Raw genomic sequence first — 6292 nt, 5'->3', positions numbered from 1 at the left:
GTTGAACGCTGGCGTTCAACGACTCTGACCCCTTGAACTCGCCTGCCTCCTCCTTCCTGATGCCCTCCCCCCTGCTCACTAGGGAGGTCGCAGTTTAGTTGCATCCCCGCCGGTACCATCTACCCCCGCCCCCAGTGAGATTCCACGTCCATGTCGAAGACGCTGAAGCTCACGCTGGACATTCTGATCGGTGCCGCCATACCGATCCTTGTCCTGAAATACGGGACCGAACCGCTCGGGGCGCTCAATGCGTACCTCACGGCCGCCATGATCCCGGTGGTGTGGGTACTCCTTGACCTCCTGGTGATCACCCGCCGCTTCAACTTCATCACGGCGTTCGTCGGTCTGACGTCGCTGATGCGCGGGGCCCTCGCGTTCTGGTACGTGGACGGGCTGCTTTTCGCCCTGAAGGACAGTGTCAGCTACGTCGTCTCGTTTCTGGTGTTTGGTGCCACGGCGCTGATCGGGTCGCCCGTGACGCGCGCGATCGCGCTACAGGGGTTGAGTCCCGACACGCCGGAACGCGAGCAGCAGATGGAACGCTTGCTCGATGAGCCGACGGTCGGGCACGCCATGAAGAAGGCGGGCATCCTCATCGGCGTGACGAATTTGGCAGCGGGCGCCGTGAACTTTGTGATCAACTACCGAATGGTGCTCGCGCCGTTCAACACGCCGGCCTTCAACGATCAGGTCGCCAATGTGAACGCGATCACCCGGTTCGTGCTCGTGCTGCCGGACATGGTCGCGATCTTTTTCGCCTTCTCGATGATGTACAAGGCCATGTACGCGCTGCTCCCGGCCGACCAGGGGGCTGATCCCGACGCCGGTGAATTCTGGACGCTCCTGGCGCGCCGTGAAGACGCCTTGGAGCTGGTGAAGGCTGGCGCTAGCGCTACCGACGCGAGTGGCACGGCCCTCGGCGCCGACGACGTCCACAGCCGCGCGGCGCGTCAGGCGCGGGAAGAGTTCGGCCTGAGCTGAGGGGCGATGCTGCGCGTCACCTGAAGGACACCGTTCGCTTCGTTGAAGTCGGCCCGGAGCATGCGAAGCCCCGTCGGGGCCGGACCAGCCAGTCGGTTGCCACTGAAGTCGAACTCGGAGCCGTGACACGGGCAAATGAGCCTCGGCGTGTCGATGATGGACACACCGCATCCCGAGTGCGGACATTCGGCCGATAGCGCACGAAAGGTAGTGGTCCCCGTGCGAATGATGATCACGCGAGCCGCCAACAACACCGCGGCCCCATCGATCGACCGCAGCGCCGGAATGCGCTCGACACGCACGAGTACCGAGTCGTTCGTGATCACTACGGCGTCGTCGGGAATGGCGTCGACTTCCGGTGGCTCCACGATCTGCGATGGCTTGCCGCAGGCGACGATGGGAAGCAGTGCCGCCGCCAAGCCGAGCACGTCACGACGCGTGAGTGATGTCACGAAGAGTGAGTGATGTCACGAAAAGTGAATGAGAGCGCGCAGATGTGTATTCACGAGAATCAATGATTGCACCACGGCGATTGGACTGCACCCCATCAGTCGTTCCGAGACGGGCTCGTGACATCGGCGTGACGCGACCGTATCGGCTTCGTCGCCGACCGCCGCGTATGTCTGTCGTCAGACACGACCACCACGCAGGTCGTTTCATCCGCTCCGCACTTACATATCGAGGACGTTGGTTTCATGCGCTCTCCCTCAACTTTCGCCGCGCGCGCACTGGTTGCCTCGTGCGGCTTCGTCGTCGCGGCCTGCAGCGACGACAACTCGACCGACGTGAAGCAGATCGCGCCAGTCGCGCTCACGAATCAGTCGGTCACGCCCGCCCTTGCCAAGTCCTTGGTGTCCGGCGTTGAGATCTTCAGCTTGATCGGCAGCGACGATAAGCTGCCCGGGTCGCCGAACTTCGTGTTTGGTGGCTCAGCCGACGGCGCCGGATTCACGCGCAACACCGACGGAAGCTTCTCGTTGCTCACGAACCACGAAGACAATTACGCGGTGTCCCGCGTGCGCTTCGACGCGACGCTCAAGCCCATCTCCGGCGATTACGTAGTGAATTCCACCGCCGGTCGGTACCGTCTGTGCTCGGCCACGCTGGCCACGCCGGAGACGCATGGCTTCGGCCCGCTGTTCCTCACCAATGGTGAGAGCAGCGAGGAGTCGGAGATTCTCGCCGTCGATCCATCCGGCCCGGCGAATACACCTCGATACCTGGCGGCCCTCGGTCGCTGGAACTCCGAGCAGTCGCTCCCCTTGCCGAAGGTGGCGTTCCCGAACCGTACCGTCATCATCATCGGTGACGACGACTCCAGCCCCGAAGGCGGCCAGCTGGCGATGTATGTCGCCAACACCGTCGGCGACCTCGATAACGGCAACCTGTATGTGTTGGCGCGTACGGACAACAACACGCGCGAGCGCGACATGGTGGTCGGACAGACGTATCCGGTGCAGTTCCGCCAGATCGCCAATCAGAAGACGCTGACCGGTCGCCAGATCAATCTGGCAAGCGTGACCGTGAACGCGATGCGTTTTGCGCGCGTAGAAGATGTGGACTATCGCAAGGGCTCGGCCGCCAACAATCGCGAGCTGTACTTCACGGTGACGGGTCAGAACAACACGGGCGTGAATGCGGACTACAGCCGTAGCAAGTACGGTCGCGTGTATCGCGTGAAGCTCGACGAAAGCAGCCCCTTGTCTGGCACGCTCGAAGTGGTGATGGATGGTGACGACCGCAACGGTCCCGCGAAGACCTTCCAGAACCCGGACAACATCTACGTCGGTACGAACTACGTGTACGCGCAGGAAGACGACAACGGCTACGGAGATGAGGCGCACGATGCCTACATCTACCAGTACAACATCGCCACGCGCGACGTGCGCCCGGTGATTGAGCTCGATCACCGTCGTACCGCGGCCGACGCCGCGATCTACAATGCGATCGGCGGCCGTCCGGCGGGCAAGGCGGGCTGGGAGTACGGCGCCATGCTCGACGTGTCGACCGAGCTGGGCCAGGAGAACACGTTCGTCATCGCACTGCAGCCGCACTCGTGGCGCGGCACGAAGTATCTGGGTGTTGACGGCGGCACGTTGCGTCCGAACGAGAACCAGGCGAGCCAGATGGTCATTGTGAAGGGATTGCCGCGCTAGTGAAGACGGTGCGTCGACTGAGTATAGTGGCTGCCGCGGTGTTAGTCGCCGCGGCAGCAGGTGCGTGCGGTGAGCCCGACGCGGTCGTGCCTCAGATCGCGCGCGGCGGCGATGCCCGCGCGATGCAGGCGTTGGCATCGTGGCGCTTGGATATGGATTCACTGATTGTGCATACGGCGCGACTGGACAGCGCGGTGTCGACGCTCGACACGGGTGATGCGCTGCAACGCGCACGCGAACTCTTCACGTCGGCGCGTTCGTCGTTCAAGCACGTCGAACTGGCGCTCGAGTACTATGCGCCGACGACCTCGCGCGAGCTCAATGGCCCCGCGCTGCCGCACGCGGAAGAGCACGAGGGTCCGAACATCGTGACGCCTCCCACTGGGTTTCAGGTCGTCGAAGAAGCGTTGTTCAGCGCCGATCCGCGTGCCGAACGCGAGGCGCTGCAGACCGAAGTCCGCACGCTACGTCAGATTCTCACGCGGGCGCGCACTATGATCGGCGTCCAGGTAGTGACCGATGATCGCGTGTGGGATGCCGTCAAGCTTGAAATGGCCCGCGTGGTGTCGCTCGGGATCACGGGATTCGATTCGCCGGTAGCTGGTCACTCCCTGCGGGAGGCAGACGCGGCGCTGGAGGGCATTGCCCGCGCCATCGCGCCGTACCGCGGCGACACGATCGGATGGACGGCGGTGGATTCGGCGTTGATCGGAGCACAGCGTGCGTTGCGCACCAACGCGAGCCGCGATGCGTTCAACCATCTCGATTTTCTGGTGCGCTACGCGAATCCCCTCACGCGTGCGCTCAACGCGCAGCGGGTGGCGCTCGGTATCGGTCAGCCCGACGAACGCCGTGCGTTCCGCATGCAGGCGGTCACGCTGTTCGATGCGGATGCGTTCGATGTGCTGGCGTTCGCGCCGATCGACACGCGGCAGGAGCCGGCGGCGCGCGTCGCGCTGGGCCGTGCCCTCTTTCATGACACGCGACTCTCGGGCGATAACTCGCGCGCGTGCAGTTCATGCCATATCCCGGGACGGGCCTTCACCGACGGCCTGAAAGCAAGTCCCGGTCGATCGGGGCAGCCGCTGCCACGCAACACGCCCACGGTGATCAACATCGGGCTGCAAGTCGGGTCGTTCAGTGATTTGCGCACGACCTACCTCGAAGATCAAGTCACCGAGGTGGTGCAGAATGTCGACGAAATGCACGCGCGTCTCTCGGATGTGTCCACGGCACTGACCGGCGACAGCGCGCTGGCCGCGCCCTTCCGTGCGGCGTTCGTGAGTCGGGCGGGCGCCGTGGATACCGTGGTCACGCCCACCCGCATTCGTGCCGCGCTCGCGGCCTATATGCGTAGCCTCACGTCGTTGCACAGTCCGGTCGACCGTGCGCTTCGCGGTGATACCACGGCGTTGAACGCCGATGAGCGGGCAGGCTTCAACGTGTTCGTGGGGAAGGGCAAGTGTGCGACCTGCCACTTTCTGCCGCTGACCAATGGGACGGTTCCGCCGATGTTCCAGAAGTCGGAGCTGGAGGTGCTCGGTGTCCCTGTACGTGCGGTGACGAATGGCGGACGCATCGATCCGGATGTGGGTCGATATCGCATCTCCATCTCTGCGCCCAACAAGTACGCCTTTCGCACGCCGTCGCTGCGCAACGTCGGGCTGACCGCGCCTTACATGCACAATGGGGCGTATCCGACGCTGGAGTCAGTGGTGGAGTTCTACAATCGGGGCGGCGGCGCTGGGATTGGAGTCGTACTGGACAACCAGACGCTCCCGCCCGACCCGCTGAAACTGACGGCGGTTGAGAAGCGGCAGTTGGTCCAGTTCCTCGGGGCCCTGACCGACACGACGGGGACGCAGCGCCGGTAGCCGACGTACGGCTCGACCATATCGCGAACAGGCGCCGACACAGGCGCCGACACAGGCGCCGACACTGGCGCCGACACTGGCGCCGGGCCCGGCGAGAGCCCAGACTCTACGAGTCGACATTCTCACGCCGGGTCTCGTATGGCTACGCTGATCGCCCCCGAAACCGCCGCGGCCAGCACGCGCGCCTTTCCTGCCCAGACCAGTCGCCACTGGGGACGACCGCGTCGCGCGCGTCACAACATCGGCCACCACGAGCTCACGGGCCAGTATCGCATTGACCTGCGCGATCAGGCCCCCGACCTGTTCGACGATGTGAGCACGATGGATTGGTCAACGCTCACGTGGCGGGACGTGGGTCGGCCATATCGCACGGAGAAGTGGTCGAGTGCGCGCACCAGCTACGAGCAGACCCACCAGCAGCCCCTGCCCATCATCGACGGGTGGCGCCTGTTCAATACGGCGTTCCATCAGTTCTTCCTGACCGATGTGCCCGAGGCGCAAGCCCAAGCGAAGTCGCAGTTCGGTGCGGCGTTGTCGCGCATGGATCTGCACGAGGCCAAGGAGGCGCTGCAGGATATCGCCTACCTCGCCGTGTGGAACAAGATCATGCGGGTGGAAGACGCCGTGTGGGATCCGCGCGGCAAGCGCGCGCTGTTTGCCGGGCTCGAGGTGAAGAAGCCGCGCATTCTGTTTCTTGGCGCGGCCGATGGCTACGAGGCGATGCAGCTGGCCGCGATGTATCCCGGCGGCGAGATCGTGCTGGTGGACTACGATGCGTTTTGCGCGACCGACCGCTTCGGCAAGTTCCCGCTCGACTATCCCTTCCTTGGCGTTGACCCCACCACGGGTCATCAGCGCGTGTGGTACCGCGATGAGATGCCCATTCACTTCGAGGTCGCCGACATTCGCGATCTGGAGTACGGACGTGAGTTCGATGTGGTGGTATCGATCGGCCTGTTGGAGCATTTCCCCGATGCGCACAAGGCCGAGTGTCTCGAGATGCACCGGCGATTCCTCAAGCCGGGCGGGACCGTCGTGATGACGACGCCGCGCAATCAGTTCAAGTCGCGCGTGTTCTACAATCTCATGGCCGACTGGATGAACCACGGCTATCGCGAACTGATGGACGTGCGTCAGATGGGATTGTACTGCCACGAAAACGGCTTCGAGATTCAACGGGCCGGCGTGATCAAGGCACACAATGGGTTGGTGATGAAGCTGCGGTAGGCGGCAGTGACGCCGTGCGTTCATGCTGGTCGTGGTTCCACTTCGAACATCGGG

At 63.8% G+C, this 6292-nt stretch carries 5 protein-coding genes; 4 read left to right on the top strand and 1 reads right to left on the bottom strand.

What is annotated here, in order from left to right:
* Window positions 1–150: 150 nt before the first annotated feature.
* Window positions 151–981 carry a VC0807 family protein gene (locus tag RMP10_RS04160; protein WP_310569166.1) on the top strand — a complete coding sequence of 277 codons (831 nt, stop codon included), beginning with the start codon at window positions 151–153 and terminating at the stop codon, window positions 979–981.
* On the opposite strand, the gene RMP10_RS04155 is transcribed toward RMP10_RS04160, so the two are convergent.
* Window positions 951–1433: a Rieske (2Fe-2S) protein gene (locus RMP10_RS04155; protein WP_310569165.1), complete on the bottom strand. Its 483-nt coding sequence runs from the start codon at window positions 1431–1433 to the stop codon at window positions 951–953. The genes RMP10_RS04160 and RMP10_RS04155 overlap by 31 nt on opposite strands.
* 243 nt (window positions 1434–1676) lie before the next feature.
* Here RMP10_RS04155 and RMP10_RS04150 point away from each other — a divergent pair, with 243 nt between their 5' ends.
* The 3 genes from RMP10_RS04150 (at window position 1677) to RMP10_RS04140 (ending at window position 6238) form a co-directional block, all read left to right on the top strand.
* Window positions 1677–3137, top strand: coding sequence for an alkaline phosphatase PhoX (locus RMP10_RS04150; RefSeq protein WP_310569164.1), 1461 nt, complete (start codon window positions 1677–1679; stop codon window positions 3135–3137).
* 86 nt (window positions 3138–3223) lie between these two features.
* Window positions 3224–5011 (top strand): cytochrome c peroxidase, encoded by a 1788-nt coding sequence (locus tag RMP10_RS04145; protein ID WP_310569163.1) that lies wholly within the window; start codon window positions 3224–3226, stop codon window positions 5009–5011.
* Window positions 5012–5149: 138 nt separating this feature from the next.
* A complete protein-coding gene (locus tag RMP10_RS04140) occupies window positions 5150–6238 on the top strand; it encodes a class I SAM-dependent methyltransferase (RefSeq protein ID WP_310569162.1) in 1089 nt (362 codons plus the stop codon).
* The last annotated feature ends 54 nt before the right edge of the window (window positions 6239–6292 follow it).

The organism is Gemmatimonas sp. (assembly GCF_031426495.1).
GTDB lineage: Bacteria > Gemmatimonadota > Gemmatimonadetes > Gemmatimonadales > Gemmatimonadaceae > Gemmatimonas.
The sequence above is the reverse complement of the archived record's forward strand: the minus strand, read 5'-3'. Positions and strand labels throughout refer to the sequence as shown.

Coding starts and splice junctions, on each gene's coding strand:
- RMP10_RS04140 (WP_310569162.1), top strand. CDS start 5,150: ATGGCTACGCTGATCGCCCCCGAAACCGCCGCGGCCAGCACGCGCGCC.
- RMP10_RS04150 (WP_310569164.1), top strand. CDS start 1,677: ATGCGCTCTCCCTCAACTTTCGCCGCGCGCGCACTGGTTGCCTCGTGC.
- RMP10_RS04160 (WP_310569166.1), top strand. CDS start 151: ATGTCGAAGACGCTGAAGCTCACGCTGGACATTCTGATCGGTGCCGCC.